Here is a 26995-nt window from a genome sequence, read left to right on the forward strand (position 1 = left end):
AAAAGGGGTTGTCTCAGGCGGCGCGGCGCCGGCGCAGCTCGAACGCGTGGGACCAGTGGGGGTGGTCGTCGATGAGGTGACGGGCGTAGAGAGCGGTGAAGTTGTTGTTCAGCCCGGCGACGCCGTACGGGAGTTGGCGTCGCAGGTCTTCGAAGAGGTCCTTGAGGCTGATCCGGGTGGCGCCGGCGGCCAGGCGGCGGGCGGCCATGCGTTCGAGGGATCGGTACACGTGCGGGTTGCGGGCGTCGAAGGCGTGGAACTGCTCGGTGATGGTGCGGCCGGTCGCTCGGTGCGACCCGAGGGCGGCGATGGTCATAGGGGTCCTCCACGGGCGGGACAGGCGGGTCAGGCGCGCAGGGCAGGGTCGGTGCGCAGGCGGGCGAAGGCGCAGAACAGGCCGAGTATTTGCAGGGCGGCACAGGCGGTGATGACGTGGCCCAGCGCGTCGGGCGGGGTAAGCGCGGTGAGCACACCGGCGACCGGGAAGGGCAGCAGAAGGATGAGGATGGTGGCCGCCAGGGTGCTGCCGAATGCCTCCGGGGGGATCAGGCGGGAGCGCAGGGTGCGCAGGACGACCGCCAAGCCGCCATCGGCTGCCATCAGGACCGCGACCATGACCAGGTAGGACAGGTAGTCGGGGGCCAGGGCAGCAGCGAGACAGGCGAGCGAAGCGATGACGGAGCAGGCGACTCCCACCGGCCACAGGCCCAGGCGGTCCAACGCGAACCGACAGACGGTGACGGCCACCAAAGTGGCCGCCGCTGCGGCGGACCACACCAGGCCGACGGCCGTGGTGGACTGCCCGAAGTGCTGGACGACGATCACCGGACCGGCTGCCTGGAGAAGGCCGATAGACAGGTTGGACAGGGTCAGCCCGGCCACCAACCAGCCGAGCGCGGGGAGCGCGCGGATGGTGCGCCACCCGGTGACGAGCCCGGCGCCGGGCCGCCCCTTCGGCGCGCGGGCCGGGGCCACGGGTGAGGGCGGTGTGCGCAGGGCGAGCAGCGCGGCAAGCAGCGAGAGCACGGTGACCACCGCGAGCATCGACGGCGGCCCGGCGAGCAGCAGCACGCCGGCGAGCGCCGGTCCGGCCAAGGTCGCCGTCTGGTCGATGCCGAGCAGGGCAGCCTGGACACGGTGAGCCCGAGGTCCCGCTCGGCGGCCGGCGGCGGCACCTGCAGTCTCGACGGCGATGTAGCTGAACTCAGTGAGCACACCGGTCGCCGCCGCCAGCACCATCACCGTCACGCTCGCCGCAGCACCGGACGGGTAGAGGTACAGCAGGACAGCGCCGGCGGCGAGAGCCAGCGCCCGTCCCAGGGAGGCGAGGTGGAAGACCACCGAGGCGCCGCGTCGGTCGACGACCGACCCGGCCCACCCGAACGCTGCCAGGCGCGGGATCCACTCCAGGGCGAAGGCGGCCCCTGTCAGTACGGCGGATCCAGTCGTGGCCAGAACGAGCAACGGGATGCCGTAGGTGGACATCGCGAATGCCAACGCGTCCGCCGTGCGCGGCAGGTAAATGCTGCTCATCAGCCCGGCCGTGTGGCGTGCGTGCCGGGGTGTGACCGCTGCGCTCACGCGGCCCGCTCGGGCTCGGCCCTGGTCACCTGGGGGTTGCCGGCCAGCCACTGGATCAGGTGCGTGCGGACGCGCGCTAGGTCCGCCTCAGCCTCCGCGCTGATCGGGTGCGCGTCGGGCAGGGGTGCGGGGCGGTCGGCGTTCCCGGGGGTGAGTGAGGGTGCCAGCAGGCCGAGAACGTGCTGGATGCGGCTGCTGAACTCGCAGGCGGCGGCGGGGGCCGAGTGACGTCGCGCCCACCGGGCTAGCGCGTCGTACAAGTCGGCCAGTTCCATCCCGGAGTCCGTGAGTTCCAGACTGGCGCCGGGCGCGACCCGGACGAGGCCGTGGGCGCGGGCCGTGTCGGATGCACTGCGCAGTTGGTGTGCGGAAAGGTCGGGCAGGGTGCCGGCGAGCCGTCGCGGCGGTATGGCGCCGTTGTCGTCGATCTCGGTGACCAGACGGATCAAGGAGCGTGAGGCCAGCAGTTCGACAGCGCGACGCGCTTCGGCAGGGGTGAAGGAAGTGCTCATCGGCGCGGTCCTCCCGCCGGGATGGCTGCCGTCGGGCGGCCGGTGGCAGCGTGCGAGAAGAGGTCGCGGTGGTGCCACACCGGGGACGACCCAACCGCCCGAGCAGGTGGAAGCGCCACGGGCGCCGGCCGTGACGAACTGCTGACCCACGGCCTCGGCGTGCTCTTGGCCTGCGGCTGCCCCCAGACGGGGTGGCTGGCTGCCTGGTCGAGGGGTTGCCCGGCGGACCAGGCGGACAGCGTGCCGAGGACGGGGCCCAGGGCGTCGCCGGCGGCGGACAGCCGGTAGGGCCGGCCGTTTCCCTCGGTATCGGCCAGACCGTCGGCAACGAGCTGGCGCAACGGCGGATAGATGTTGGTCCAGTCGCTGCTGGGCATCACGATCCGGGCCAGAACCCGGCCACTGACCTCCTTACGCGACTTGAGCACCCACAGGATGGCGGCAGCATGGCGCCGGGTGAGCAGGGCGAGGCTGTCCTCGATCTGCTCGATCGCGGCCAGCGGGCGCTCCGCCTTCTCCAGGTGCTCTTCGGCCCAGGTGACGATCATCGGCAGGATCGGCAGCAGGGCAGTGGCTCGCTCGGTGTGGCCGTAGGTGACGTGCCGTGCGGTGTGTTCGGTGCGCTCGACGAGACCGGCGTCGCACAACGACTTCAACTTGGGGTGGAGCTGGCCGTTCTGCAGCCAGGACACCTTGGCCGCCAACTCGCTGTAGCGCAGCGGCGGGCCGGAGAGGGCCAGCAGGATCCTCACGTTCCAGCGCGGGGTGATCATGGCGAGGGCCTCGGTGACCCGGGCGATGTCGGCGTCGGCATCGGGGGGCAGAGCGGTGATGGCCAAGGGAGGAACTCCTGGGTGAAAGAAGGGGGAATCGCCTGGGGGTCGGGTCAGCGGCTGTGCGCCGCGCTCTGCGCCATAAGGGGCGCGGCCGGAGCAGGCTGCGCGGGAGTCGGAGAGGCAGACGTCGGGGCCGGGACGCGGGCCAGGCTCTGCAGGACGGCTGCGACCGATGTGGCCTGGGCCTCGCGGACGGCGACGGCTTCGGCGAGCCGGCGGGTACCGTCGAGGAGGTGGGACACCTCGTGCGGGCCGATCTGCCGCTCGGGGTGGACGAGCCGGGCCAGCTGGTCGCGGTGGAAGTCGATACTGCGCTCGGCCAGGGCGAGGGCGCCGTGCATGCCGAGCAGGGCGGACAGCATGCCGGGTGGCTGTTCCTGTGCATGGGCTTCGAGGTCGGCGAGCGGTGCGCCGTACAGGTCCTCGATCCGGTCGGCTATGTCGGTAGACGTGAGGTGGGGCAATCGAGGGCTTTCACGGTCGGCGGGCCCGGGCCGCCCCGGCACGCTGAGGTGCCGGGGCGGCAGACGGAGGCAGGGTGGCGGTGGCCCTGAGCTGAGCCGTGCGAGCGGGCCGGGTTTGCTTTGCAGGCGGGGGCATGGTGCGCAGCAGCTCGCCGAGGGCTGCGCGGTAGCCGTCGCGGGCCTCCAGTGCCGCTTCCAGCCACTGCGCGTCGAAGCGGAGCTTGTCCGCCGACAGTTCGCCCATGTCCCGCTCGGGATCCATGTCGGCGTGGACGCGGTCACGGACGCGGGTGACCTGCTCCTCGGTGAGCGCCAGGAACGAGCGCAGCTCCAGAGCACGGGCGAGCGCAGGCGAGGCATCGTGGCCGGCAGCCGCCTCGTACAGCTCGGGTACCGGGTTCCCGAAAACCTTCTGCAGGTCGGTGTCCATGGTGCTGGCCTTGTCCCGGCTCATCGGGCGGACCTCGCCAGCCGCCACGCCGACGCCGGTGCGAGTGTCCCTGCCGGCCGGTTGGGGGCGCTGGTCTGTACCGCCGGGCCGCTTCGGGGCCGGAGACGGGCCAGGCGCTCTGCGGCGAGGTCCTTCTTGCCCGGAGCGTCCGGGTCGAGGAGCCACCGCACGACCATGGCCCGGCCGTCGCGGGCAGTGACGGCGGCGTTCACCCGATGGGCGAGGCCCATCGTCGGGTCGTCGACCTCGCTGGGCTGGGTCTCAAGGGCGGCGAGGAGGTCGTCCTCTGCGCGCTCCAGCACGGACTGGGCCTCGACGAGAAGGCCGTGCCACTTGACGACGTCGGTGGCGTCGGGGTTCGCGGTCGGAGCGGCGGCGACCGCGGCCTTCAACTGGTCCATGCCCATGTCGAAGCGTGCCTCGATCCGTTCGGTGAGCACGCCCACGACATCCGCAGACTCATCGGATATGCCGTCGGTCAAAAGGGATCTCCTGTTCTGGATAGGCCGGTGCCTGCGGAATGTGAGGGGCGGCCGTACTCGGTGCCCCCGCCGCTGGGCGGGACGTGCTGGATCCGGTCAGTCAGTCCAGACACATGCGGACGTCGCGGTAGACGTACGTGCCGGAGACCCAGCCCTTGACGCCGGTCGTCTTGTCCGTGATGTAGAGCCAGTTGCCGCTCTTCTTGGACACGCTGAACTTGTGGCTCTTGTAGAGCACACCGAGCGCGGTGGACTTCGAGCTGGCCTTGGACCGGATGATCACGGCCTTGGCGTGCACCTCGTAAGGGAGCGGCGGCAGGTTGTGGCAGCTCACGGCAGGGGTGGCGGTTGCTGCGGTGGGTACGGTCGCGGCGCTGGCGGGCGTGGCGGACAGCGCCGGCAGCGCGAGCGCGCCGAGCATCGCCGCGGATATGGCAATTCGGGTGGAGCGCATGCGGAAGAAACCTCCGTGAAGGCACAGGGAATGCGGGGAAAGTGCCGCGGGAGTTGTCCCGGCGGCTGTATAAGAGTCCGGAGAATCGCCGGTTTGGCTAACCGGCGATCGTCGGCTATGTTGCGCCGGCCGCGACTGGACCAGCGCTCAGCGAGAGCGGCCGGGCGGGTGTGGGGCAGGGGCCTTCGCTACACCTGCCGGGCGGCTGGGGGTGGCTGCCGGGCGGATCGGCGGGAGCGGCCCGGCCTTGCCGGTGAGGCGGTCGTCGCACCACTGCAGGGCCTCACCGGCCGTGTCGAAGCCGCCCTCTCGCAGGGTGTGCGTCCACCTCTCGGTATCGACCTCCTCGACCACCACGCGGAACGGGCTGGGGACTTGCTCGTCCTGTGCACGCAGTACCACGACGATGACCATGTCGTCCGGGTCGTCGCTGGTGTAGGAGTAGCCCATGGCGTAGTGGTCGCCGTCACCGACGAGGCGTCGCTCCAGTGCTCGCGTGGCCTCGTCCGCCGGAGGCGGGCCCAGTTCGGGGTGGAGGCCGATGGCGTCGGGCGGGCAGCCGCGATGGATGAGCCAGGACTGCGCCATCGCAGACAGCGGCAGCTGAGCGTGCTCGAAGCTGAACATGCCTTTTTCGTGGTCCCGTTGCAGATGCACGGCGAGCACCTGGGGCATGCCGGGGCGTCCCCAGGTGGCGGTGCGGTCGAACAGCACGTAGTAGCTGTTCGGGCCGTCGTGGTGTTCGGCGAGGGGGACGAGCATGTCCTCGTAGACAGCGACCTTGCGATAGAAGTCGAGGTACCTCTCCTCGTCGGAGTCGAGGTCGTCCAGCTCGAAGTCGACGTGGGGAATGGGCTTCCGGACCGGCGCCGGTTCGGTGGGGGACAACAAGAGCCTTTCGGTGGATCGGTGCAGTTCAGCGCCGCTTCGCTGGAGTGGACGGCGGGGCGCCGGGGCGAGCCGGGCTCGTCGGCGCATGCGTTGCAGGAGTCCGGCGGGCGTCCAGCAGTGCGGCTCGTCCGGCGTCGGTGAGGGAGACGGGCTGGCCGGCGTGCACAGGGTGGCTGGTGTCCCGGACGGTGAGGCCGGCGCGTTCCAGCTGCTGCATCTGGGGATAGGGGATGCGGGTGCCGGAGGAGGCGGTCACGGACAGTCGGCCTGTCAGCAGGTGTTCGTGGAGCTTGGCACCGCCGGCGATGGCGAGCAGTGCCGCCCGGTCGTCGGTCGAGAGTCGTCCTTCGTCAGGCGTCGATGCTGCGGCGGCGGCCTCGATGGGCTCCAGGGCGGCGAGCACCTCTTGGGCGGCGGCGTCGCGCGCGTTGGCGGCTTCCTCCAGCTGGTCCACGGTGCGGTCGATGCGTACGAAGAGGGCACCGTCGACAGGGAACTCACCGCTCGTGAGACGGTTGAGCAGCTTGAGGTAGAAGGTGACGCCGATCTGGGCGTTGGCCAGGGTGCGGTGCCGGTCGACCAGCTGGGTGTGTGGCTCGTCGAGGGCGCCGCGGTCGCGGTAGGTCCACAGGGTGTCGATGTCGTGGCCGGTGATCGCTTCGAGGCGGTGGTCGAGCTGCGTGACCGCACGCCGGGTGGGTGTCGGCGCGGGTTGAGGGGGCATGGGCGGCGCTCCGTGCGTTCAGCGGGTGGGATGGTGCGCGGGGTTGGGGGCGGGACGGGGCAGGCCCGGCAGTGCGGCAGGCGGCGGGCCGGGCCGGGGCTTGGGAGGGCGGGTGGTCAGCTGCGGGGAACGCGAGCGGGCCGCGTGCGTGCGGGCGCTCAGCGGCCGGCGGGTCATCCCCAGGCGGCGGCCGACCTCGTCGTAGACGTCGTTGCCCGCACGCGGCCGTACCGCGACGACGTGGATCTCCTTGGGGTGGGCGGATTCCGCGGGCGCCGGGCGGACGCCGTAGACGACGCGCCAGTCCTTGCGGCGGTCCACGAACAGCTTCCGGAATCCCTCCAGGTCGCCGTCGAGGCGCTGTCCGAAGCGCTGGGCGTTCACGACTTCCTGCAGGTAGGCGAGGGTGAGGTCGCGGATATCGCTGGGGGCCTGGAGGAGATCGGTCAGCGCGCGGGGGTCGAAGCTCAGTCCGAAGGCGGGCTGTCCCGCTCCCGCGGTCATGACGTCGGCTCGCCCGGCTCGGCAGTGCCGGTGCCATCCGCCGTGGCCGCCGTCTCGGTGCGTACGGACGGCGGCGGGCCGGGCAGGAGACGGTGCGCGGGCCGGTCGGGGGAGGTCATGCAGGCCGACAGCGGTCCGCCCGGCGCGCGGATCGCGGCGATGGCGTGGGTGAGGAAGTCGCGGTGCCACACGAACAGGCCGGAGAGCCCGGCTTCGGGGTCCTTGTGCTGCTGGTAGGCGAGCCACAGGGCGTGGAGCCAGGCCACGACGTCGTCGTGTTCCTGCCACTGCAGGCACCAAGGTGCCGCGGTGGTGACCTCCGCCCCGTAGACCGGGAGGAAGAAGTCGTCGACCCAGTCCGAGAGGGCGTCGAGTTCGTCTTCCCGTTCCTCCCCGTCGAGTTCCAGGATCGGGCGGGGCTCCGGCGGAGCGGCGGCCGGAGGCCCGCCGAACCCCGGCATGCCGAACGCGGCAAACGGTGACCCGCTCGGCGCCGGCGCGGATGCGAGGTGGTCGAGCTGCTGAGCCTGTTGCGCCGACTGCTCCATGAGCCGCCGCACGCTCGCCTCGATTCCCTCCAACTGCGGATCCGGAATACGAACCGGCTCCAACTCCCCATCGTCAGACGGCCTTGCGGATTCAGACATTGAAAGTTCAGCCTCCTACGAGACACGGGTTGGGAGAAAGGCGAAGGCGTCCTTGCACGGACCGGGCAGTGAAATTGCACGTCCGCTCCGGCGGTGCTCCGCCGGCGGCTCAGCAGGGAGCCGGTTGCCTTGGCGGCAGGAGAGGACGCGGCTCAGGTTGCGAGAACCACGTCGTCCTTGGTGAGGGTGGCGCGGATCGTCTCGGTGAGCCGGTCGGCCGCGATCGACGCGTAGTGCTCGGTCTTCTCCACGCCGATGAAGTCCCGGCCTTCCAGCAGGGCGGCGACGCCCGTGGAGCCGGAGCCGGCGCAGAAGTCGAGGACCGTGCCGCCTTCGGGGCTGATCTTGACCAGCTCGCGCATCACCTCGACCGGCTTCTGCGTGATGTGCTGACGCTTGGACCCCGAGGGCTGCGAAGCCGAGTACATACCCGGCAGGTAGACCGGGTTCCGGGAGCCGTCGATCGGCCCCTTGGACGCCCAGACGATGAATTCGCAGTTCTGGGTGAACCGGCCCTTCTGGGGCCTGGCCTGCGGCTTGTGCCAGGCCAGCACACCCCGCCACAGCCACCCGGCCGCCTGGATCGCGTCCGTCGTCGTGGGGAGCTGGCGCCAGTCGGTGAACAGCAGCGCGGTCCCGCCGGTCTTCGTCAGCCGGTGTGCTTCGGTCATGATCTGCGTCAGCCAGAATCCGTAGGAGCGCTGGTCCATGTTCTCGCCGGTGAAGTCGGCAAGGTCGTTCTTGGAATCGGCGGAGGTGTACTTCTGCTTCGCGGAGCGGGTGGTGCGCTCCTTCGCGGTCCGGCCGCCGCTGTTGTACGGCGGGTCGGTGATGACGGAGTCGACGCAGCCGTCCGGTAGGCCGGAGAGAACGGCCAGAGCGTCGCCCTGGTGCAGAGAAAAAGGCAAAGAGGAACCCCTATTCGGGTGCGGAAATCGCGGAGGGAAACCCCGTCTCACACAGGAGTCCTCGCGGGCCGAAAGCGGGCATGCAGAAGCCCGTGGCCGCAGACCGAGGAGGGCGAGGGGGAGTCAAAAAACTGTAGAGGCGAATCCGCCGACGACCAAGAAACCCTTACCGATGTACCGGTTTCCGGCACCTCACGCCGAGCTTTTTGGTCAACCGCCGATCCGCACCTACTGTTTTTGAACCGCCCGGCGCACACCGCCGCTGGCTACATCCTCGCCACACCTCATGGAGATACCCCTGCCCCGGCACACCTAGCTCACAGCACGGCCGCGCGGAGCGAGCGGCAACTCCCCCGCACCGGCCCGCCTCCGATCGCCCACCCCGGCTGCCGCGCCCTTCCACCACGCCTCGCGCACGCGAACGCCGGACACCACATCCCGAAGGACTCGTTCATGACGTCTGACCACCCACCCATGCCCGAACCCGCTGACCGGCGAGCGGTCCGCTCGGGTTGAAGGCACTCGCCGCCGGCATCGGCGTCGTCTTCCTCTCCCCGATCCTGCTCGCCGGCACCGGCATGATGCTCGCCTCCTCCGCCGAAGCCGTACAGAGCAGCAGCTCCTTCAGCAACTGCCTGACCGACATCGACAGCGACAAGGTCGCCGAGCAGGTCACCAAGATCCTCGACGGCGCGTCCGGCAAGGACGTTGACATTGAGGGCCTGGACCTGCCCGCCGAGCAGGTCCCCAACGCGGCGACGATCGTGGCCGCCGGCCTCTCGCTCGACGTCCCCAAGAAGGGACAGATCATCGCGCTCGCCACGGCGATGCAGGAGAGCCGGCTGCGCAACCTGGGCTACGGGGACCGCGACTCCCTCGGTCTCTTCCAGCAGCGTCCGTCCCAGGGGTGGGGCAGCGCCCAGCAGATCCGCGACCCAACCTACGCGAGCGAGCAGTTCTACAAGCACCTGCTCAAGGTGGACGGCTGGCAGCAGATGACCGTCACCCAGGCCGCGCAAGCCGTGCAGAAATCCGGCCTGCCGGACGCGTACGCGCAGTGGGAGAACCTGGCCATCGCGCTGCAGGCCGCCATCGTCAAGACCTTCCCCGGTGCCGGGGATGCCACGGATGACAAGGACGAGAAGCCGTCGACCAGTACGACCGGCTGCGCGCCGGGCCAGGACGGTTCCGGCTTCGGCCGCATCCCCGAAGGGAGCGTCCCCAAGGGCTACTCGATCCCCAAGGACGCCGACCCGAAGGCCCGTAAGGCCATCGAGTGGGCGATGCACCAGCTCGGCACGCTCTACCAGTGGGGCGGATCCTGCACCAACGCGCACGGCCCCGACCCCATGGGCCGCTGCGACTGCTCCAGCCTGATGCAGCAGGCGTACGCCCATGCTGGCATCACGCTCACCCGCACCACATACACGCAGGTCAACGAAGGCAAGGCTGTCTCGCCCGCTCATCTCAAGCCCGGCGACCTGATCTTCAGCCGCGGTACCGCCGCACGGCCAGAGCACGTCGGCATGTACATGGGCGAGGGCCTCGTGATCGAGGCGCCGCGCACCACCAAGCCGGTGCGGATCACCCCGATCAAGGACTGGGACATTCTCGCCGTCCGCCGCGTCCTCTGACGCCGCCCCGCCCGGTGCCAGCCCGGGCGGGCCGGGCTGACGCGGCCACTTCCGTGCCCTTCGCTCACCTCTCCCTCCCCTTTCACCTTCCCGTTGGGCCTCGCCGGGCCCGCGTATGCAAGGAGCCTCGCACCACCTATGTCCGTCCCTCTCTCAGACCGCGTCATCCAGCTCGCCTACGACCCAGGAATCACGCCCAAAGGTGGCGGGCTGCCTGGCCTCGCCGTGCTGAAGAACGTGGTCAACAGCATCAACATGTTCGGGATCATCGCCGTCGTCGGCGCCCTCGCCGTCTCGCTAGGCGTATGGGCCTGGGGCCACCACACCGGTGGACACCAGGCCGAGGCCAACGGGAAGAAGGGCGCCGTCGTCGCCGCCGGCGCCGCCCTCGGTCTGGGTGCCGCGAACGGCATCGTGGCCTTCTTCTCCGGCCTGGGATCGCAGGTCCACTGATGCGGAAACGCTTCCCCTCCTCTTCGCTGTCCTCGTACGGCTCGGGCTGGTCGACGAACCAGCGCATCGCGATCGGCGCCACCGTTGTCGCCGTTCTACTTGCCCTCGCCGGGGTCGTTGCCCTGCTGACCGGCGGTGGCAACAGCCAGCAGACTCCCAATGCCGCGCCACCGGCTCCCACGGGCGGCCCGTCCCACTCCGAGGCTGCTCCCAAGCCTTCCTCCGGGTCCGGGTCGGTGCCCAAGCCGCCGCAGATCGCCGAGCCGGTCGCCTACGCCAAGGCAGCGGCCCAGATGCTCTGGTCCTACGACACCCGCGACACCAGCCGCGACCAGCAACTCGCCGGCATGCGCGCCTGGATGACCACCGAGACCAAGTACGCCGACTGGACCTCGGTCGCAGGCCAGGTCCCCGACCCCGTGCTGTGGTCACGGATGGCCGACCAGGACCAGCACGCCACCGCCCACATCACCGAAGGCCACTACCCCGGCGCGTTCAAGCAGGCGCTGGCCGAGGATCCGTCCGCGATCACCGAGGCGTACATCTACGTCGTCACCGTCAACGGCAAGCAGACCCTCAGCTGGAAGAAGGGCGGCGGCGGAGCCGAGGAACGCGCCGTGACCCTGGCCGTCCAGTGCCGCCCGAACCACGACTGCACCCTGGCCGCCATCGCACCGAGCGTCACGCAGTGACCCGCGCCTGAGACACGAAAGGAGGAGTAACTCCTCGTGGGTTTCTGTGATTTCCCCCTGGCGGACAAACTGTGCGCCGTCGGCGACGCGGTGGACTTCGCCTCGGACCCGGGCAAAGCCATCGGTGACTGGATGGCGAAGTCCGCCGGTGAACTGGCAGCCGCCGCAGCCGACCTGGCCGCCGAAGCCGTCAACACCACCACCAAGGTCGATCTGAACGCCGGGTGGTTCCGCGACAACTACGAAATGCTGTTGCCGCTGGGCCTGGTCCTGCTGGTCGCCACCTTCTGCGCGCAACTGGTCCGGGCCGCCATCAGACGCGACGGGCAAGCCCTTACCCAAGCATTCACGGGCACCGCGTCCGGAGTCCTGTTCGCCTTCTGCGCCATCGCCCTGACCACAGTCGCCATCGAGGTCGTGGACGCCGTCAGCGACGGCCTGTTCAAAGCCGCACACCTGAACATCGAATCGGCCGTGCGCCGCGTGGTGAAGGTCAGCCAAATCGGGGCGCTGTCCGGTCTCGGCTGGCTCGTCCCGGTCGTCACCGGGCTCGGCGCCGCCATCGGCGCCTTCCTCTACTGGTGCGTGATGATGGTCCGCAAGGTCGGCATCCTCGTCATGGTCACCCTCGCGGTCTTCGCCTCCGCCGGCGGCGGCTGGGAAGTCGCCCGGCGCTGGCGCAAGGGCTGGATCGAAGCCACCGCCACCCTCGTCGTCTCCAAGCTCCTGATGACCGTCATCTTCGTCCTCGGTATCGCCGCCATGGGCAAGACCGAAGCCAATGACGGCATCGCCGCGCTCGCCGACGTCATGTCCGGCATCGTGATCATGGTCCTGGTGCTGCTGTGCCCGTACGCCGTCTTCAAATTCGTGCACTGGGCGGCCGACGGCACCGACGGCGAGTCCATCCACCGTGCCGGTGGCGCCGGGGCCCAGATCGCCAAGGCCCACGCCGAGAAGGCCGCCCGCAAGGCCGCCGCAGCCGCAGCCACCGCCGGAACCGGTAGCGCCGCAGCCGGAGCAGGTGGCGCTGCCGCCATGGGGAGTGCCGCACCGCAAGGCCCCGACGGCGGCGGATTCCCCGGCGACATCGCCACCGATCCGACCGGCGGCGAAGGCAAGGACGGTTCGCAGGGCGGTGGTACGGGAGGCTCGCCCGGCGGCGATGCCGTCAAGTCCGGCCTGGAGAAAGCCGTCCAGCCCGCGCCGACCAGCGTGTCCGACGACACCAGCGGCCAGGTGGGAGGCAGCCCCGGACCCGGCGGATCCGGCGCAAATGCCGCGTCCGGCCAGGGCGGCGGATGGCAGACCACTCCGCCGACAACGACACCGCCTCCACAGGGCGCACCCCCGTCCTCCGGCTCACAGGACGCCGCGTCGAGCGGGTCGGCACCGCCGCCGCCTCCGACCGGCCTCTGACCCCTGCCCGACGCCCGGGGGCGGGACGTGCACACCACCTCCCGCCCCCGGCCTCCACCCGCGCCTCCAGGACCCGCCCCCATGACTGACCTCTCTGTTGCTCCGGTCACGGTGAAGTTCCCCCACCGGAGCCGCCGCGGCATCCTCCTCGGCCTCTCCCTGCCCCAACTCGTTCTCGTCTCCTGCACACTGGCCCTGCTGCTGACGGTGATCTCCACCGGGCTACTCGGCGCCGTTGCCCTGGCACCGCTGTGGGCGGCATCCGGCGCACTCGTCGCCATCCGCCGCCACGGCCGCTCCCTCATCGACTGGGCACCGATCGTCACCCGGTACACGCACCGCCGCCGCACCGGCCAGACCCTCTGGCTCGCCCGACCTGTCACCAGGCCCCGGCAGGACGGCCTCCTCCATCTGCCCGGCACCGCCGCTTCCCTCAAAGTCGTCACCCCCGGCGATTCCGCCAACGGAGCCGCAGCCGTCCACGACCCGCACCAGCAGACCCTGACCGCCATCGCCCGCGTCACCAGCCGTGCCTTCGCCCTCCTCGACCCAGCCACCCAGAACCACAACGTGAGCAGCTGGGGGCGCGCGCTGGCAGGTATCGCCCGCACCGGGCACGTCGCCACCGTGCAGGTGCTGGAGCGCACCGTGCCCGACAGCGGTGACACGCTCACCCGCCACTGGACCCAGAACGGGCAGCCCCAGACCCCCGTCGCCGGACAGATCTACTCCGAACTGGTCGCCTCGGCCGGCCCGGCCGCCGCTCCTCACGAGACCTACCTCGCCATCTCCCTCGACCTCAAGGCCGCCCGGCGCCTGATCAACCAGGCCGGCGGAGGGCTGCCCGGGGCATTCACCGTCATGCAGCAGACCACCGCCTCCATCGCCCAGGCCGCCCGCAACGCCGGCCTGATGGTCACCGGATGGCTGAGCGCGCGGGAGATCGCCGCCGTCATCCGCACCGCCTACGACCCCAAGGCGCTCGCCGCGCTCCAGCAGTGGTCCGAGACCGGCCGCGCTGAGGCCGACCCCGCAGCCGCCGGTCCCGTCGTGCAGTTCGAGGAGTACGACCGCCTCGCCACCGACAGCGCGCGGCACGCGACGTACTGGGTGGAGAACTGGCCGCGCACCGAGATGGGGGCAGGGTTCCTGCACGGGATCATGTTCACGGCCGGCGTGCGCCGCACCCTGTCCCTTGTCTACGTGCCGCAGGGGCTCGAGTCCGCACTGCGGGACGTCCAGCGCAAGAAGGCCGCGATCATCGCCGACGCCAACGAACGCGCCCGCCGCGGACAGGTCGACTCCGAAGAGGATTCCGTCGAGTACGCCGACGTCAAGACCCGCGAACGCCAGCTCATCGCCGGGCACGCGGACGTAGCCCTGACCGGCCTGGTCACCGTCACCGCCGAGACCGACGCCCTCCTGGACGCCGCCTGCGCACAGATCGAGACCCACGCCGTCACCTCCGGCGTCGATCTCCGCAGGCTCAACTACCAGCAGCCGGACGCCTTCGCCCTCTCCGCGCTCCCACTCGCCCGCACCGCCCTGTGAACCAGCAGCGCCCGTGCACGCCCTGACCCACTGCACTCCGGATCACCCGCGACGGGACGCCCCATCACCACCCTGCCGACCGGCAGGAAGGACCACCACCTTTGACCTCTCCCCCGCGCCCCGACGACGCGCACCCCTACCTCCGCGCCGCGAGCGCCGGCATCCGCCACCACACACGCGCCCTCACGCCCTCGGACGCAGACCCGCCCAGGCCCGTGGACCGTCTGCACCTCGATGTACTGCACGCCCACCTCACCGCTCTGCTCCAGCTTCTGGACCGGCTCGCCGACCACACCCGGCCCCCGCACCCGGCCGCCGGACGTCACCTGGCCACCGCCCACACCAGGCTCTGGCAGGCCACCACCGAAGTCCACGCCGCCTTCCACCTGCTGCCCGGCACACCCCAGGCCGACGCCGAGACAAGCGCCTGCCATCCAGAGCGGCTTCCCGAGGGCCTGCCCGTGCTGACGATCTGCCAGCGCCACCTCGCCGCCGGACACGTCGTCCGCCGCAAGACCACCCCCGCCGACCTCCGCCCGCACGCCACGGCCTGCGTGCGATGAGCACCACCCGCAGAATCGAGGGCCCCCGATGAGCCACCGGCCCGCCCGCCGCGCCCGCCGCGCGTCCGCCAGCCCGCTGTTCACCCCCCACGGCACCGACCGCGCCAGCCGCAAGGCCGCCCGCCGCCAGCTCGCCGAGGCCGCCGCAAAAGCCCGCGCGGAAGCCAGCGCCCACCAGAGCGAAAGCACCCGCCCCGAGCAGCAGATGCCCGCCCCGCTCTACCCACCGAGCGGACGCCCCGGGCCCGCCTCCGCTCGCGGGAACCGGCTAAAACTTCCCGCCCACCGCATGACCACCGCCGTCGCGGCCGGCGCCTATCCCTTCCTCGCCGAAGGCGGACTCGGCGCCGAGGGCATCTACATCGGCCGCGACGTCCACGCCGAAGCATCCTTCGTCTTCGACCCGTTCGCTCTGTACGGCAAGGTCGAGGGGTTCACCAACCCGAACCTACTGCTCGCCGGCGTGATCGGCCAGGGCAAGAGCGCGCTGGCCAAGTCCTTCGCGCTGCGATCGGTCGCCTTCGGGTACCGCGTCTACGTCCCGTGCGACCCGAAGGGCGAGTGGACGCCGGTGGCCGAAGCCCTCGGCGGCCGGTCCGTCGCCCTCGGGCCCGGACTGCCCGGACGCCTGAACCCCCTGGACGCAGCCCCGCGCCCGGACAGCGTGGCCGAGGCCGACTGGGTCGGCGAAATCCGCAAGCGGCGCCTGCTCCTGCTCGGCTCCCTCGCCCGGACCGTACTGGGCCGGGACCTGATGCCCATGGAACACACCGCCCTGGACGTCGCCCTCGACGCCGTCGTCACCCGCGCCGCCGACACACACCGCACCCCGCTCCTCGGCAACATCGCCGCCACCCTCAACAACCCGACCGACCTCGACGAGGCCGCCGGGATGATGTCGGGCCAACTCGGCGACGCAGCCCGCGACCTGGCCCACGCCATGCGGCGCCTGGTCCACGGCGACCTGGCCGGCATGTTCGACGCCCCCTCCACCGTGAGCTTCGACCCCAACGCGCCGATGCTCACCATCGACCTCTCCCGCCTCGGCGGATCCGGAGACGACACCGCCCTCGTCCTCGCCATGACCTGCGCGAGCGCCTGGATGGAATCCGCCCTCTCCGACCCCAACGGCGGCCGGCGCTGGATCGTGTACGACGAGGCATGGCGCCTGATGCGGCACGTCGGCCTGCTCCAGCGCATGCAAGCCCAATGGAAGCTCTCCCGTGGCCTCGGCATCGCCAACCTCATGGTGATCCACCGGCTGTCCGACCTGCTCACCGCCGGCGACGCCGGATCACAGGGCCGCGCCCTGGCCGAGGGCCTCCTGGCGGACTGCTCCACCCGCATCATCTACCGCCAGGAGACCGACCAGCTCCACGCCGCAGCCTCCCTGCTCGGCCTGACCTCCGTCGAGATGGACGCCATCGCCCACCTCAACCGAGGGCGCGGATTGTGGAAAGTCGCAGGTCGGAGCTTCATCGTGCAGCACCTCCTGCACAGCCACGAACTGGCGCTCTTCGACACCGACGCCCGTATGCACTGAGGAGCAAAAGGCCCGTGAAGCCCGATTTCCAACGCGACCTGATACCGCGCGACGACGCGCTCCACCTTATCGGCGCACTCAACGCCATGAAGGACAAACTGCACGACGCCGCCCAGTGGTGGGAGCTGCTCGACGAGAACGGGCACGTTCCGGCCGCGCCGTCCTACACCGCGCTGCTCCAGCACGCCACCGATGCGCAGGACCTCTCACGCGAGGTCCTCCGCCTGGCCGACGCCTTCGCCCGGAGCCCTCACCACACCACCCGGACCGGCCGGACCGTCCTGAAGCAACTCGCCACGGCCGCGACCATCTCCAGCCACGCAGCCCCGCACTTCACCGAGACCGCAGAGGCCGCCCTGACCCTGCCCCGGACCACCAACCCCACCGACCGGCACTACCTCACGAATCGCATGGTCATCGACCACGCCTCAGCGCGAGCCTTTCTGCGGCGTGCCTCGGAATCCCTCCGCGACGCAGCCAAGGGACTCGACGACCACCTCGGCGTCCAGCGCTTCCTTGCGCCTCTGACCCGCCGGGAGGGACCGCCGGAACCACCGCCGTCCCGGCCTGGCGGTCTCCACCGCTGACCGCGCCAGAGCCGTGAACTGCTCGTGCAACAGATCGCCACCTCGGTGCAGTCCGCCCGCAACGACCTGCAGCCCGCACCAGCCCGAAGGACTCCTGCATCATCCCCCGCGACCCAGACTTCGAGCTCTACGACAACGTCGGCCGCGACGCCGACCAGATCCAAGCCGCCCGGTACAACCTCGCCACCCGCGGCGACTTGAAGCGGTGGGCACAACGCGATGCACAGCCCTTCCGCGCCGCGTACCCCCTACCCGACCAGCCCTGGCCAGCGCCCGACCTCACCCCGTACCTGGACGCCCTCGCCGCAGCCCGGACCCCGGCGGAGATCGACGCGGTCACCGACCACGTCCTGGACGCCGCCGAACCCGCACTGCGCGCCCTGAGTGACTACCTCGTCGCCGCAGCACGGTGGAAGCAGGAAAACCGCGACGCGGCCAAGGGATCGCCTTCGCACCTGCTGATGACAGCGGCCAGCCGGGCGCTGTCCGCCCTCGCTCTCGCCGACGAAGCCGGTCTGAACAGGCTGCGCGCCGCCTATGACCCGGCCCCCGCCCCCACAGCGTCGGCCGACGCCTCGCGTGGAGCTACCGCGAGCTTGCCGCCCGCTCCTCCCTCCACCGGCCCCGGGCCTCACCGTTAGCTCTTCTCCATCGGCCGTGCCCGTGCGCGCCCTGGACCCACTGCACTCCGAATCACCCCGACGCCACAGCCGTCGCCGCTCTGCCCGCCGGCAGGAAGGAGCACACCCTTTGACCTCTCCCCCACGCCCCGACGACCCGCACGCCTACCTCCGGGCCGCAAGCGGCGGCAGCCGCAGGAGGAGCCATGGCCGCTGACGAAACGACCACTCCAGAACCCGGCCAGGTACCGCTCGCACCGCTGCCCGACCACCGCAACGTGCACACGCCGTGGTGGCAGGAGCTGTGGCGTCGCCACGCACACGTCATCACGCCGCTTCGGGCACGCGGGCTGCAGTGCGACATCGAATTCGGCCTCAGCACCTACAACGTGCGCGTCTCGCTCCCCGACGACAGCTACCTGGTCATCAGTCCGCCGCACGACCCGCCCTCCGAGCGACCGCCCGGAGACCCGGAGGGCTGGATCGCTACTCGCGAGCACCCCGACGACCCGACGCTGTTCGAGGTCATCTACGACTCGGCGCCCTCCAACCATCCCGGTGCTCCCCAACGGCCCGAAGCCCGCCACGGCGGCAGCACCCAACCCCTGATCGAGGCGATCGACCACCGCCTCGCCCAGCTCAGGCTGCTACCGCACCCCGCCTTGCCCCACGAAAACTCACACGTTCCCCCAGCCCAGCCGTCACCCCTCCCGCCACGGGTCCTCCCGCCGGCATCGCCGAAAGCCGCCCCACCGGCCAGACGCACGCCCTGACTTCTTCCCCTTGCGAACCCTTGGAGCCTCCATCCGCACCGCCCGCCGTACTCTGCCGCTGATCATCGGCGCCGCCTGCCTCACCCTGGCCCTCACTGGCTGCTCCGACGAAGACGGCCCAGCCCAGGCCCGACAGACGCCCAGCGCCAGCACCGCCCCGAAGCCCGCGCCCGCTCTCAGCGCTGCTCAGGCCCGCGACGTCATCACCCGCTATTCCAAGATCAACAACGAGGCCAACGCGGACCGCGACCGGCGCCTCCTCGACACCGTCGAGGACGGACCCCTGTACGCGATGTCTGTCTCGGACTACACCGAGACCGAAGGACTCCCCGCCAAGGACCGCGAGCCGTACGAGCGCTGGTCCTACGACCTCGCCAGCGCCAAGCTGTACATCCCCCGCCTGGCCGACGGGCAGGACCGCTGGTTCGCTGCCGCCCTCTCCAGCGAGAAGGGCAAGGCCCCCTCTCGCCTGGCCGTGTTCGCCAAGCAGCCCCACCACAAGCGCTGGGAGATGGTGTCCGTCGTCGACCTCGACAGCCAGAAGCTGCCCGACGTCGCCCTGGACCGCGAGGGATACGCGACCGCCGTCGCCTCCAACGACAACAAGCAGCTGGCCGCCGACGCCGACCTGCAGCGTACTGCCGTGCTGGACAACTTCACCACCGGAGGCACGAACACCGGAAACAAGGTATTCGCGCCGACCAAGGCCAGCAAGCGGCAAGTCAAGGTCCACAGCGATGCCGCAACACGCTTCGGCGACAAGGGAACCAGCGTCTTCGACGAAGCCGACAACCGCTTCACGGACGCCTACGCCCTCAAGACGGAAGACGGCGGCGCGCTGGTCCTCTTCTCCCACACGCACACCCAGACCGACGCCGTCGCGCACTCCGGCCTGCAGATCAACCCCGGCAAGGAAGACCGGGCCTGGCTCCACGACGTGCCCCGCATGTCCATCCAGTACACGTTCGTGTGCAACGACGCCGCCACCGTCCCCGCGAAGGCCGAGCCCTCCCGCCTGATCGGCTACACCTGCGCCCGCACCGACGCCTCCGGCCCCCCGGTCCCCTCCTGGTCACACCGCGCGTAGCCGCACCCGCCCGCCACTTCGACGGCCACCGAGGACATCCCCCGCCCCCTGCTCGCTCCGGAGAACTCCCTGTCCACACACTCCTTCATCGCCCGCCCCACCCCCGGCACGGGGTACAGCGGCATCCACGTCCAGCTCGACGGCGTGCCCAGCAACCACCTCCCGCTCCTCCTGGCCGCCTACCAGTACAAGTTCGGACGCGACGTCGAGGCCATGGCCCAGCACCTCATCGACGACATCGCCGTCGGCTGGGACGAACTCGGCACCGATCTCCTCGACGACGCCCCGCCCACGCTCGTGGCCACGCTGACCGGCGGCGAACACTGGCCCAGCCGGACCCTCGATCACCTGATCACTCCGGACGGCTCGCCCCCGGTGCGCATGACGGTCACCGACACCACCGCCAGCGACCTGGGCATGCCGTGGGGCTACATCCTGCATCCGCAGGGCATCGAAGTGATCAGCATGGCTCACACAGGCACGGGCCCCCTCGTGGCCTGGGACACCGACCCCAACACCCCCTTCAGCGACCACCCGGCGCACTGGCCCGCCATCACCACACGCCGGACGCCCACCACCTCGCGCACCGCGCGCCCACCGCGGCCCGCTGCCGGTGCAGCACCGACCGGGCCCCGCACGGCTGCCCGCCGCTGACCCTCACCTCCCCTCATTGCCGGAGACTTCCCTGCCCGCTCCCCTGATTACGGTCGTCATCGCCACCCGCCTGCGCGACGACCGCCTCGACTACCTGACCACCATGCACGCCAGCCTCACCCGGCAGTCCGTGCCGTGGGAGGCCGTGATCGCGCTCGACGGCACCACACCCGAACGCCTGCCGACCGCGCTCGCGCAGGACTCCCGCATCCGCACGCTGACGCTGCCCCGGCCGGTCGGCGCCGCCTGCGCCAGGAACCTGGCCCTCACACACGTGCGCACCCCCTACGTCAACTGGGCCGACGATGACGACCAGTTCACCGATGACGCCATGTCCGTACGGCTGGACACCCTGGAATCCACCGGAGTCGGCTGGTGCGCGGGCTGGAGCGAGGACCAGCACCCCGACGGCTCGACCCGTCTGTGGCGCTGCCCGACCCCGCCCGGCCGGCACGAGGCCGGCGACGTGTGGGCCTATTGGAAGACGCCGACGGACACGATCCCCATCGGGCCGACCACGATCCTCGCCCGCACCGATCTCGTGCGCGCAGCGCCGATGGGCGGCCTCGTCCAGGGCGAGGACTACTGCGCGGCCCTCGGCGTCACCACGCTCGCGCCCGGAATCCTGCTGCCGGTGCCCGTGTACCGGTACCGCAAGCACCCCGGGCAGATGACGGCCCAGGTCGGGTACGACCAGCTGGAGGCGGCGGCCCGGCAGCACGCCTGGGCGTACGGGCGCAGCCTGCGCGCCGTCCTGCGCGGTGGCGAAGACCTGGTCCATGGCTGAGGCGCAGATCATCCTGTCGCACAGCCGGGAGTCGGGGATCGTCGCCATCGCCTCGGGCGAGCAGTATCCGTGGGCGCACACCGCCCTCGCCGAGAGCGGCTTCCAGCGAGACGACGACGGCGTCTGGCACCTGGCCGCGGACGGCACCCAGACCACCGTGGTCGATCTGGTCACGTGCGCGAAGCGGCACCGCGCCAGCGTGCACACGAGCAGCCGGCGGTACATCGGCGACGCCGCCCGTGACCTCGCGCGCCTGCTGCCCGGCCAGTGGCACGCCTCGGTCGAGATCTATGCGCACCCGGCCTGGCAGGAGGACTTGGTCCCGTGGATCTGGGACAGCGGCGACCTCGGCCGCGCCGTCCAGAGCGAGCGGATCCCCTACGCCGCGGTCCTCACCGACGCGGCGCAGGGCACCACACTGTTGTTCGTCGAGCGGCCCGGCCATCATCTCGGCTACCTGGTGGGCGCCTTCTCGCCGGAAGGGCTCGAAGGAGGCTACGGCGACCCCCACGCTCCGCCCAGCATCGTCCTGCCGCCGTTTCCCGGGCGGGCTGCCCAGGCCCTCACCGACCGGTACCTTCCCGCCTACGAGCAGGCCGTCCATGCCCGCCAGACGGCGGCCATCGCCGGCGTGCTCGCAGACATCCGCTCCGAGCACGACGCCTGGCAGGCCATGAACGCCTCCGGCAGCTACAGCGACGCCACCCCGCTGGGCGCCGCCGCCCTCGGCGCCTCGACGGAGCTGTTCCTCGACCACGCCTGGCGCCGTTTCCTGACCGTCGTCGACCACGCCCCGACGCTGCTCGACCGGTGCCGGCCCGCGACCAGCCCGTGGCCCGACGACGCCTCAGCCCTCTCCCGTCTGGCCGACGCCGTGAGCGATGCCGAAGCCCTGCTCGACGAGATCGTCCACGGTGATGCCGTACCGGAGCAGGAGCGCCGAGCACGCGCGTGGCCGGCGATCGACACGTGGCTCACCGACGGCGACGCGTTCTTGCGCCAGGCCCGCCTGAGCGCACCCCACCGCCGCCCGGCCCTCCCCGTCACAGCCCCAGCCCGCCCCCTCGCCGCGGCCCGGCCGGCGTACCGCAGCCACTGACCGTTCCCCACGACAAGTCTGGAGATTCCCGCCCCTTTGCAACCCGGCACCCACTTCTCCTTCGGCGACCACAAGGAACACGGCTTCGTCGCCTCCTTCACTTCCTCGATTCCCCAGCACCTCGCCCACTGGTTCCTGGAGCGCGAGCAGTTCGAGCCCGTTCCCGGTGAACCCGGGCTGTATCGCCTCAGCGAGCCCGAGCGCGACGGAGTCCGCCGCACCCGCCAGGCTGTCCATGACCTGCGCCGCCACGGTTACACCGTGCAGGCCGACATCCGCCTCAATCCGGCCCTCTCCGCCGGTCCGCCGCGCCCTGTCCGGCCCCACGGGCTCCAGGAGCGCCGCAGCAGGCTCGCCCAGGCCGCCGCCGGCCGAACGACGCAGCGCTCCACCCCGCCCACCACCTACCCTCCGTCGGCCCGGCCGATCCCGCCGAAGCCCACCTACGCTCCCACCGTCCACCTGACGGCCGCAGCCGGCGGGCGGTCCCGATGACACCCACGAACAGCCCGGCCCCCGACAGTCCTTTGCCGACGGCGTCCGAACTGGCCAGCAAGGCAGGCGACTTCCGGCTGCGGATGGCCGTCATCGACTGCGAGACCGATGCCGCCCTCGACATGACACGCGACCGCCACGGCCGCACCGTCCACGCAGACGCCGCCGCAGCCGCACGAGCCCACCGTGACAAGGCGGCGGTGGAAGCGTACGTCACCCACCTCGCTCCGCACGCCGAGGCTCTCCTCGATGCCGCCCGACTCGCGCTCGACGATTTGCCGCCCGCCCGGCACCTGACCGGGTGGCGGGCCGTCCTGGACGGCCTGGCATCGTCCGCCGCCGAGATCCGCCGGGCCCTCGACCGGCCGGCCGCGCCCGGCTCTCCAGCCGAACGTGCTCAGCACGCGGCTCTGTGGCCGCACCTCACTGCCTGGGCGGACCACAGCCCGATCGCCAGCAACCTCGCCGACCAGCGCGACGGCCGGCACCACCAGGCTCCGCTGACCGACGAGGAACAGCAGCTGTGGACCGACAGGGCCCGGGCCGCACAGATACGTGGTGCGCTGGAGCTGACCGAGTCGTGGTATGCCGCCGACGGACAGCCGATCACCCTCGCTTACCTGGTCGAGGACGACGACTCCACAGTGGTCGCGCTGCGCGGCGACCCGGGCGTACCGGGCTGGCAGGTGATCGGGCACTTCGCCCACGAGAACGAGACAGGCAAGGCCCTGCCCGCTCCGGTTCCGCCCGGTGTGCTGCGCTCGGACATCTCCCGGTTCAACCGTCCGGCTCCGGCCCCGGAGCTGTCCCTGCAGGACCTCATCCGCGACGTCGTCGAAGGCCACAGTGCCGGTGACGCATCGAATGCTCTTCTGGGAGCTGTCCAGCGCGGTTACGCCGCCGGCCCGATGGTCCGCCTGCAAGAACTTCTGGAGACGAGCGGCCAGTTCGCCAGCGCCCTGGAGACCGTGCAGGGCCGCCAGATCGCCGCCCGCCTCTCCGCGCTGGGCCGGCAGATCGAGTTCCTCACCCGCGAAGTCGAAGAGGCAGCCGAGGACCTCGGTGCGACCGTCGCCGTCCTGCCTCCGCACCGCACCCCCGTGCTGCGCGCCCGCTCGCGCCCGGCCGTGGACACCACACCGCCCGCGCCGCCGCCCCGCGCCAGCACGACGGCCCGCCACCGTTAGGAGATCCGCGTTGCCCGAAGCAGCAGCAGAGCCGTTCATACCGATCCGGCACACCATCACCGGCGAGATCACCACCACCGGCTACAACGCCGCCGCCCGGCGGATCCTGCTCCAGGACGGCTTCGAAGAGACGCCCGGCTGCGCCTGCCGAGTGACGGGACTCGGTACGGAGCAGGCGCGCGGGGCTGCCCGGCAACCAGCCAGCTGCTCGTCGCCGGCCGTCCCGTGCCCCTGGACCGAGCCCTCGGCCGGCCGGTGAGCGCCGACGGTACGCCCCGGTTGGCCCGGTCGCCGATGTCGGCACAGCCCGTGATCCCCTCCGAGAGCGGCCGGCCTCTTTAGCGCATCGCCCACCCCGCCCCCACCCACACCTGTTGAAGGGTTCTCGTTTTGACCACACCCGGGCCTACCAGATCAGCGCGCACCAAGGGCGGCGAACTACGGGCCAAGGTGGCCCGGCTGCTGGCCGACCGGCCGGCGGACAAGCTCACCATAGGGGACATGGCCAGGCAGCTGGGCCACTCCCATGGCGCCGTCCGCAACGCCGCCCTCACCCTGGTGCGACGGGGCGAGGCCGACCAAAGCGGGACCGGGCAACCGCAGTTCCGCGCGAACGCGAAAACTGCCGCAGCCGCGCAGAGGGCTGTGATCAGCCCACCGGGCACCCACTCTCCCCGCGCCCAGGCGGCCACGACCCGTACGACCTACACCGCAGCAGCCGCGCCCAAGCAGACCGGCCCGATCCGCCGCGCGGGGGGCCAGCTCTACCACCCCCGGGAGCTGGCCGATCTGCCGGACGTCGAGGCGTTGAATCGCTTGCGCGACGCCGACGTGCCGGTACTGCTCTACGGCCCTCCGGGCACCGGCAAGACGAGTTTGGTCGAGGCGGCGTTCCCGGACCTGCTCACCGTTGCCGGTGACGGTGACACCACGGTCGGCGACTTGATCGGCGAGTACACACAGGACGACGCGGGAGCCTACGTCTTCCAGTACGGTCCGCTGGTCACCGCGATGACCGAGGGCCGCGCTCTGCTGATCGATGATGCCACCTTGATCTCACCGAAGGTCCTGGCGGCGCTGTATCCCGCGATGGACGGGCGCAGGCAGATCCAGGTCAAGGCCCACAAGGGCGAGACCATCAAGGCCGAGCCGGGCTTCTACGTGGTGGCGGGCCACAATCCCGGCGTCCACGGGGCGGTGTTGACGGAGGCGCTCGCGAGCCGGTTCAGCGTGCAGATCCAGATCGGCACGGACTACGACCTCGCCCTGGCCTTGAGGATCGATGCCCGGGTGGTCCGGGTCGCCCGACACCTCTCCCGTCAGGTCGAACTCGGCGAGCTGGGCTGGGCCCCCCAACTGCGGGAACTGCTCAGCTACCAGAAGACCGAGGCCGTCCTCGGTACCAAAGCCGCGCTCGCTAACCTCGTCGGCATCGCTCCTGTGGAGGATCGCGACGCCGTCGCCGACGCCGTCACGAAGGCTGTCGGCATCAAGAGGATCGCACCTCTCACCCTCGGCAAGCAGCTCCCCGCCTCAGCCGCCCGGCAGCCTCCGGGCAGCACCGGCTCCGCACACCGGGGCCGCCCGCGATGAGTGCCCACCACCACATCCAGTCCACGCCGGAAGACGACGCCGACCTCGCGCGCTGGGACGACGACGGCGCCCCGCCCGCGCAACCCCGCTCCTCCCCGGCCGCGTGGCTGCGCGTGGGAGCCGAACTCGGCGACCGGCTGGTCGCCCTCTCCGGCCGCCAGGACCTCCTCGTCACCTGCCGCCCCGGCACGCGCAGCGGCGCACCCGCCGCCTACTTCCCCACGCTGGGCGAGGTCGAGTTCGACGCCCGCCTGTTCGCACCCCTCCAGCCCCACGAGATCCATCCGCGGATCGTGGGCGACGAGGAGCGGTATCCCGCCGCTTGGGGAGTGTTCGTCCACGAGGCCGCGCACGCGGCCCACTCCGTCTGGACACAGCCTGCCGGAGCGAACCCCCGTGTCGTCGAGGCCGCGCTCCTGCTGGAGGAGAGCCGCGTCGAAGGCGCGCACCTGATCACGCGGCCCACGGACCGCACGTACCTGCGCACCAGTGCCCGAACCCTGGTCATGCCCGACATTGCCCACCCCGCCCTCCAGGGCATTGAGCAGGCCGCCGCCGTGGCGGCCCTGGTCCTCGGCCGCCGTGACGTCGGCATCCTGGACGCGGGCGAGACCCGGGCTGTCGCCGATCTGTGCGAAAAGGTGCTGGGCGCAAACCTGCTGACCACCCTCACCCGCATCTGGACCGCAGCTCACCAGTGCGCCGACCACGACGCCACGGCCATGCTCGCGCACGGTCAAGAATGGTGCGACGTTCTGGACGCCGCGGCCCCCGCCCTGCCCGTGCCGGAGGGCCTCTCCGATCTGCTGACCGGCGCCGTGAAGGTCGTCATGGACCACGCGGCAGCCACCGACGCGGCCGACCTCGCGGCACAGGACGCAGCGGCCAACGCCATGGCGTCGCGCTCCAAGGCGCAGGCTCAGGACCGCGCCCAGCGGGCCCGCCAGCGACGCACAGCCGCCGCCACCGCCAAGTCGGTGTTCAACGCCCGTAGCACCACCGTCCACCCCGACGGCACACCGGCACCCTCCGGCAACCCCGTCACCGGCACCCGCAGGCCCACCGCCGCCGAGCAGAGTGCCGCCGCGCGCCTGAGCCGCGCCCTGTGTGCCGCCGCCTACCGCGAGCGGACCGAGGAACGGACCACCAGCCCCACCCCGCCCGGCCGCCTCAACATGCGCGCGGCCCTCGCCCGCGACGCTCAGCGCGCGGCCGGGTCGGTCCCCACAGCGGAACCGTTCACCCACACCCGCCGCCGGAACTCCCCCACCCCACCACTGCGTGTGGGGATCGCCGTCGACGTCTCCGGCTCCATGCGTGCCGCCTGCGCGCCCGTCGCCTCCGCTGCCTGGATCGTGGCACGCGCAGCAGCCCTGACCGACCCCGACTCCCGTACCGCCACCATCGCCTACGACAGGCACCTGACCGCACTGACCCGCCCCACCCACCGAGCACCAGAGCGCGTGACGACGTTCGATGCCACCGGCGGCCACCACAACCTCGCCAACGCCATCGACGCACTCGACCACGGCCTCGAACTCAGCCGCCCCGGCGCCGGCCGCCTCCTCGTGATCGTCACCGACGCCCACTACGGCAGCGACGAAACCGCTCAAGCCGTCACCCGCGTCAAGCAGCTCACGACCGCCGGCTGCGCCGTACTCCAGCTCACCCTCACCGCGGAATCCCGCCACTTGCCGGGGACCACCTTGCTGCACCTGCCCCAGCCCTCCAGCGCTCCCGCCGCCATCGCCAAGGCGGCCACAGACGCCATCCGCAGGACCCGCTGAGACGACGCAGAAGGCGA

The 26995-nt window shown here is 71.2% G+C and carries 32 protein-coding genes; 19 read left to right on the forward strand and 13 right to left on the reverse strand.

Translation table 11 applies throughout. From position 1 onward, the window contains the following. Positions 1-13: 13 nt before the first annotated feature. From ACZ434_RS09585 to ACZ434_RS09645, 13 genes are all read right to left on the reverse strand, one after another. Entirely contained in the window at positions 14-316 is a 303-nt protein-coding gene (locus ACZ434_RS09585) for a hypothetical protein (protein WP_468453553.1), read from the reverse strand. A gap of 29 nt (positions 317-345) precedes the next feature. Beyond that, positions 346-1533: an MFS transporter gene (locus tag ACZ434_RS09590; protein WP_468453555.1), complete on the reverse strand. Its 1188-nt coding sequence runs from the start codon at positions 1531-1533 to the stop codon at positions 346-348. Between the two features lie 44 nt (positions 1534-1577). Then, positions 1578-2093 carry a regulator gene (locus tag ACZ434_RS09595; RefSeq protein WP_468453557.1) on the reverse strand — a complete coding sequence of 172 codons (516 nt, stop codon included), beginning with the start codon at positions 2091-2093 and terminating at the stop codon, positions 1578-1580. Then, positions 2090-2932: a winged helix-turn-helix transcriptional regulator gene (locus ACZ434_RS09600; RefSeq protein ID WP_468453559.1), complete on the reverse strand. Its 843-nt coding sequence runs from the start codon at positions 2930-2932 to the stop codon at positions 2090-2092. Before ACZ434_RS09600 ends, ACZ434_RS09595 begins: the two co-directional genes overlap by 4 nt. A 47-nt stretch (positions 2933-2979) precedes the next feature. After that, positions 2980-3393, reverse strand: a complete 414-nt coding sequence (locus ACZ434_RS09605) for a hypothetical protein (protein WP_439454027.1) — start codon at positions 3391-3393, stop codon at positions 2980-2982. Positions 3394-3403: 10 nt separating this feature from the next. Continuing rightward, positions 3404-3847 (reverse strand): hypothetical protein, encoded by a 444-nt coding sequence (locus ACZ434_RS09610; RefSeq protein ID WP_468453561.1) that lies wholly within the window; start codon positions 3845-3847, stop codon positions 3404-3406. After that, positions 3844-4326, reverse strand: a complete 483-nt coding sequence (locus ACZ434_RS09615; RefSeq protein ID WP_468453563.1) for a hypothetical protein — start codon at positions 4324-4326, stop codon at positions 3844-3846. The genes ACZ434_RS09610 and ACZ434_RS09615 overlap by 4 nt, the downstream gene beginning before the upstream one ends. A 100-nt stretch (positions 4327-4426) precedes the next feature. Then, on the reverse strand, positions 4427-4780 hold the full coding sequence (locus ACZ434_RS09620) for an SH3 domain-containing protein (protein WP_468453565.1): 354 nt from the start codon (positions 4778-4780) through the stop codon (positions 4427-4429). A gap of 147 nt (positions 4781-4927) precedes the next feature. Beyond that, the gene (locus ACZ434_RS09625; RefSeq protein ID WP_468453567.1) at positions 4928-5671 is read right to left on the reverse strand and encodes a hypothetical protein; all 744 of its coding nucleotides are present in this window, start codon (positions 5669-5671) and stop codon (positions 4928-4930) included. A gap of 25 nt (positions 5672-5696) precedes the next feature. Next, positions 5697-6395 (reverse strand): hypothetical protein, encoded by a 699-nt coding sequence (locus ACZ434_RS09630; protein WP_365632693.1) that lies wholly within the window; start codon positions 6393-6395, stop codon positions 5697-5699. Positions 6396-6413: 18 nt separating this feature from the next. Continuing rightward, positions 6414-6899 (reverse strand): hypothetical protein, encoded by a 486-nt coding sequence (locus ACZ434_RS09635; protein WP_054100375.1) that lies wholly within the window; start codon positions 6897-6899, stop codon positions 6414-6416. Then, positions 6896-7447, reverse strand: coding sequence for a DUF4913 domain-containing protein (locus tag ACZ434_RS09640; RefSeq protein WP_161231090.1), 552 nt, complete (start codon positions 7445-7447; stop codon positions 6896-6898). Before ACZ434_RS09640 ends, ACZ434_RS09635 begins: the two co-directional genes overlap by 4 nt. Positions 7448-7698: 251 nt before the next feature. Further along, positions 7699-8454, reverse strand: a complete 756-nt coding sequence (locus tag ACZ434_RS09645; RefSeq protein WP_193458573.1) for a DNA-methyltransferase — start codon at positions 8452-8454, stop codon at positions 7699-7701. A 512-nt stretch (positions 8455-8966) separates the two neighbouring features. Here ACZ434_RS09645 and ACZ434_RS09650 point away from each other — a divergent pair. The 19 genes from ACZ434_RS09650 to ACZ434_RS09740 all read left to right on the forward strand — a co-directional run bounded on the left by ACZ434_RS09650 (position 8967) and on the right by ACZ434_RS09740 (position 26978). Then, positions 8967-10088 (forward strand): C40 family peptidase, encoded by a 1122-nt coding sequence (locus ACZ434_RS09650; protein ID WP_210961992.1) that lies wholly within the window; start codon positions 8967-8969, stop codon positions 10086-10088. 138 nt (positions 10089-10226) lie between these two features. Continuing rightward, on the forward strand, positions 10227-10541 hold the full coding sequence (locus ACZ434_RS09655) for a DUF6112 family protein (protein WP_193458575.1): 315 nt from the start codon (positions 10227-10229) through the stop codon (positions 10539-10541). Next, positions 10541-11233: a hypothetical protein gene (locus tag ACZ434_RS09660; RefSeq protein WP_468453571.1), complete on the forward strand. Its 693-nt coding sequence runs from the start codon at positions 10541-10543 to the stop codon at positions 11231-11233. Before ACZ434_RS09655 ends, ACZ434_RS09660 begins: the two co-directional genes overlap by 1 nt. A gap of 36 nt (positions 11234-11269) precedes the next feature. Beyond that, on the forward strand, positions 11270-12652 hold the full coding sequence (locus tag ACZ434_RS09665) for an SCO6881 family protein (protein WP_468453573.1): 1383 nt from the start codon (positions 11270-11272) through the stop codon (positions 12650-12652). A gap of 81 nt (positions 12653-12733) precedes the next feature. Then, on the forward strand, positions 12734-14203 hold the full coding sequence (locus tag ACZ434_RS09670) for an SCO6880 family protein (protein WP_468453575.1): 1470 nt from the start codon (positions 12734-12736) through the stop codon (positions 14201-14203). A gap of 101 nt (positions 14204-14304) precedes the next feature. Continuing rightward, complete coding sequence (locus ACZ434_RS09675; protein ID WP_468453577.1) at positions 14305-14766, forward strand: DUF6238 family protein; 462 nt, start codon at positions 14305-14307, stop codon at positions 14764-14766. Positions 14767-14794: 28 nt separating this feature from the next. Continuing rightward, positions 14795-16309, forward strand: a complete 1515-nt coding sequence (locus ACZ434_RS09680; protein WP_333934336.1) for a VirB4 family type IV secretion system protein — start codon at positions 14795-14797, stop codon at positions 16307-16309. 14 nt (positions 16310-16323) lie between these two features. Then, positions 16324-16896 (forward strand): hypothetical protein, encoded by a 573-nt coding sequence (locus tag ACZ434_RS09685; RefSeq protein WP_468453580.1) that lies wholly within the window; start codon positions 16324-16326, stop codon positions 16894-16896. Positions 16897-17093: 197 nt separating this feature from the next. Continuing rightward, positions 17094-17537: a hypothetical protein gene (locus ACZ434_RS09690; RefSeq protein ID WP_228126019.1), complete on the forward strand. Its 444-nt coding sequence runs from the start codon at positions 17094-17096 to the stop codon at positions 17535-17537. Between the two features lie 185 nt (positions 17538-17722). Beyond that, positions 17723-18289, forward strand: a complete 567-nt coding sequence (locus tag ACZ434_RS09695; protein WP_468453582.1) for a hypothetical protein — start codon at positions 17723-17725, stop codon at positions 18287-18289. A gap of 10 nt (positions 18290-18299) precedes the next feature. After that, complete coding sequence (locus tag ACZ434_RS09700) at positions 18300-19376, forward strand: DUF8094 domain-containing protein (RefSeq protein WP_468453584.1); 1077 nt, start codon at positions 18300-18302, stop codon at positions 19374-19376. A 144-nt stretch (positions 19377-19520) separates the two neighbouring features. Further along, on the forward strand, positions 19521-20030 hold the full coding sequence (locus ACZ434_RS09705) for a hypothetical protein (protein WP_165684259.1): 510 nt from the start codon (positions 19521-19523) through the stop codon (positions 20028-20030). A gap of 43 nt (positions 20031-20073) precedes the next feature. Continuing rightward, positions 20074-20817 (forward strand): glycosyltransferase, encoded by a 744-nt coding sequence (locus tag ACZ434_RS09710; RefSeq protein ID WP_468453714.1) that lies wholly within the window; start codon positions 20074-20076, stop codon positions 20815-20817. Next, positions 20810-21916, forward strand: coding sequence for a hypothetical protein (locus ACZ434_RS09715; protein ID WP_468453586.1), 1107 nt, complete (start codon positions 20810-20812; stop codon positions 21914-21916). The genes ACZ434_RS09710 and ACZ434_RS09715 overlap by 8 nt, the downstream gene beginning before the upstream one ends. Before the next feature lie 36 nt (positions 21917-21952). Further along, entirely contained in the window at positions 21953-22411 is a 459-nt protein-coding gene (locus tag ACZ434_RS09720) for a hypothetical protein (RefSeq protein WP_332056871.1), read from the forward strand. Continuing rightward, positions 22408-23598 carry a hypothetical protein gene (locus ACZ434_RS09725; RefSeq protein WP_468453589.1) on the forward strand — a complete coding sequence of 397 codons (1191 nt, stop codon included), beginning with the start codon at positions 22408-22410 and terminating at the stop codon, positions 23596-23598. The genes ACZ434_RS09720 and ACZ434_RS09725 overlap by 4 nt, the downstream gene beginning before the upstream one ends. A 37-nt stretch (positions 23599-23635) precedes the next feature. Next, positions 23636-23857, forward strand: coding sequence for a hypothetical protein (locus ACZ434_RS09730; protein WP_332057141.1), 222 nt, complete (start codon positions 23636-23638; stop codon positions 23855-23857). A gap of 191 nt (positions 23858-24048) precedes the next feature. Then, positions 24049-25191 carry an AAA family ATPase gene (locus tag ACZ434_RS09735; protein ID WP_468453591.1) on the forward strand — a complete coding sequence of 381 codons (1143 nt, stop codon included), beginning with the start codon at positions 24049-24051 and terminating at the stop codon, positions 25189-25191. Further along, on the forward strand, positions 25188-26978 hold the full coding sequence (locus tag ACZ434_RS09740) for a vWA domain-containing protein (protein WP_468453593.1): 1791 nt from the start codon (positions 25188-25190) through the stop codon (positions 26976-26978). The genes ACZ434_RS09735 and ACZ434_RS09740 overlap by 4 nt, the downstream gene beginning before the upstream one ends. Positions 26979-26995: the final 17 nt, after the last annotated feature.

This window comes from Streptomyces sp. NPDC030893, assembly GCF_055571535.1.

Excerpts from the sequence above, each read along its gene's own strand:
- ACZ434_RS09585 (WP_468453553.1), bottom strand. The coding sequence starts at position 316 with ATGACCATCGCCGCCCTCGGGTCGCACCGAGCGACCGGCCGCACCATC.
- ACZ434_RS09590 (WP_468453555.1), bottom strand. The coding sequence starts at position 1,533 with ATGAGCAGCATTTACCTGCCGCGCACGGCGGACGCGTTGGCATTCGCG.
- ACZ434_RS09595 (WP_468453557.1), bottom strand. The coding sequence starts at position 2,093 with ATGAGCACTTCCTTCACCCCTGCCGAAGCGCGTCGCGCTGTCGAACTG.
- ACZ434_RS09610 (WP_468453561.1), bottom strand. The coding sequence starts at position 3,847 with ATGAGCCGGGACAAGGCCAGCACCATGGACACCGACCTGCAGAAGGTT.
- ACZ434_RS09620 (WP_468453565.1), bottom strand. The coding sequence starts at position 4,780 with ATGCGCTCCACCCGAATTGCCATATCCGCGGCGATGCTCGGCGCGCTC.
- ACZ434_RS09630 (WP_365632693.1), bottom strand. The coding sequence starts at position 6,395 with ATGCCCCCTCAACCCGCGCCGACACCCACCCGGCGTGCGGTCACGCAG.
- ACZ434_RS09635 (WP_054100375.1), bottom strand. The coding sequence starts at position 6,899 with ATGACCGCGGGAGCGGGACAGCCCGCCTTCGGACTGAGCTTCGACCCC.
- ACZ434_RS09640 (WP_161231090.1), bottom strand. The coding sequence starts at position 7,447 with ATGGAGCAGTCGGCGCAACAGGCTCAGCAGCTCGACCACCTCGCATCC.
- ACZ434_RS09655 (WP_193458575.1), top strand. The coding sequence starts at position 10,227 with ATGTCCGTCCCTCTCTCAGACCGCGTCATCCAGCTCGCCTACGACCCA.
- ACZ434_RS09660 (WP_468453571.1), top strand. The coding sequence starts at position 10,541 with ATGCGGAAACGCTTCCCCTCCTCTTCGCTGTCCTCGTACGGCTCGGGC.
- ACZ434_RS09670 (WP_468453575.1), top strand. The coding sequence starts at position 12,734 with ATGACTGACCTCTCTGTTGCTCCGGTCACGGTGAAGTTCCCCCACCGG.
- ACZ434_RS09680 (WP_333934336.1), top strand. The coding sequence starts at position 14,795 with ATGAGCCACCGGCCCGCCCGCCGCGCCCGCCGCGCGTCCGCCAGCCCG.
- ACZ434_RS09695 (WP_468453582.1), top strand. The coding sequence starts at position 17,723 with ATGGCCGCTGACGAAACGACCACTCCAGAACCCGGCCAGGTACCGCTC.
- ACZ434_RS09715 (WP_468453586.1), top strand. The coding sequence starts at position 20,810 with ATGGCTGAGGCGCAGATCATCCTGTCGCACAGCCGGGAGTCGGGGATC.
- ACZ434_RS09725 (WP_468453589.1), top strand. The coding sequence starts at position 22,408 with ATGACACCCACGAACAGCCCGGCCCCCGACAGTCCTTTGCCGACGGCG.
- ACZ434_RS09740 (WP_468453593.1), top strand. The coding sequence starts at position 25,188 with ATGAGTGCCCACCACCACATCCAGTCCACGCCGGAAGACGACGCCGAC.